Annotated in this window: 2 protein-coding genes; both read left to right on the top strand. The window is 53.2% G+C overall.

Annotated features, from left to right (window positions below):
* The first annotated feature begins 34 nt into the window (after positions 1-34).
* A complete protein-coding gene (locus DC3_RS28820; protein ID WP_146892293.1) occupies positions 35-547 on the top strand; it encodes a helix-turn-helix domain-containing protein in 513 nt (170 codons plus the stop codon).
* The gene (locus DC3_RS28825) at positions 534-1055 is read left to right on the top strand and encodes an IS630 family transposase (protein ID WP_186816343.1); all 522 of its coding nucleotides are present in this window, start codon (positions 534-536) and stop codon (positions 1053-1055) included. The genes DC3_RS28820 and DC3_RS28825 overlap by 14 nt, the downstream gene beginning before the upstream one ends.
* Positions 1056-1064 lie beyond the last annotated feature (9 nt).

Raw genomic sequence — 1064 nt, forward strand, 5'->3', positions numbered from 1 at the left:
ACTGACCTGAGCAGAACTTTGCTAAATTGAGGATATGATCTGGCGGCCTCAGAAACTCACCCGCAAGCAGCTGGAAGAACGCCGTATGGAAGCTGTTCGCCGCTTTCAGCAACCTGGACACGTGCAAGACGAAATAGCGCGTGATCTGGGTGTCAGTAAGACCACCGTTTCCCTCTGGAAAAAACGCTGGCGAGAACAAGGCGCAGAAGGCCTCAAAGCCACCGTGGGAGGTGGCCCACCGCCCAGAACCTTTGACGTGCAGCGATTTGAGGAAGATTTGGCAAAGGGGGCCAAGCACTTTAACTATCCCACCGATGGCTGGAGTACCCGGCGCATCACAGAAATGCTCTATCTCACCCAGGACGTGAAATTTCACTCGCAACACATGCGTAGAATCCTGCATCAACTGGGCTACAGTCATCAGAAGGTGGCTGTTCAGTCGAGAGAGCGCAACCAAGAGTTGATTGACACCTGGGTAAAAAGCACCTTGCCAGACATCAAAAAAAAAGCTAAAGGAGGAAAAAGCCACCCTGGTGGTGGTCGATGAGGTCGGATCAAGTTTGAAGACCCTCAAAGGTTATACCTGGGCCCACTGTGGCAAAACGCCAGTGATGCCCACCCACGGTCACTGGGAAAACCTCTCGATCATTGGGGGCATGACACCCTGTGGCAAGGTCTACCAGCAAAGCTACCCTCATGCGATTCGGGCGGTGCAGGTGGTGAAGTTCTTCAGGCATCTTCTGCGCCACCTGGAGGGTCCTCTGGTCGTGCTGCTGGACAATGCCAGAATCCACCGGGCGAAAATGGTGCAGGAATTCTTGAAAAGTGAATCTGGGAAACGGATCACGGTGTTTCACACGCCACCCTATGCGCCGGAGTTTAACCCGATTGAGTGGTTGTGGTCGTGGATGAAACGAACCAGAATTCAGAACCTGTGTCCCAAGAACCTGTCAGAGCTCAAAAAGGCCTGGCTGCTGGGTTTTCGTCACGTCCGCAGCAAACCAGACCTGGTGCCATCTTTTTTTCGGGCTTCCAGTTTAGGTGAGATCAGCTGAGGTCAGTAA

This window comes from Deinococcus cellulosilyticus NBRC 106333 = KACC 11606 (assembly GCF_007990775.1).
In the GTDB taxonomy this organism is placed as follows: Bacteria; Deinococcota; Deinococci; order Deinococcales; family Deinococcaceae; genus Deinococcus_C; species Deinococcus_C cellulosilyticus.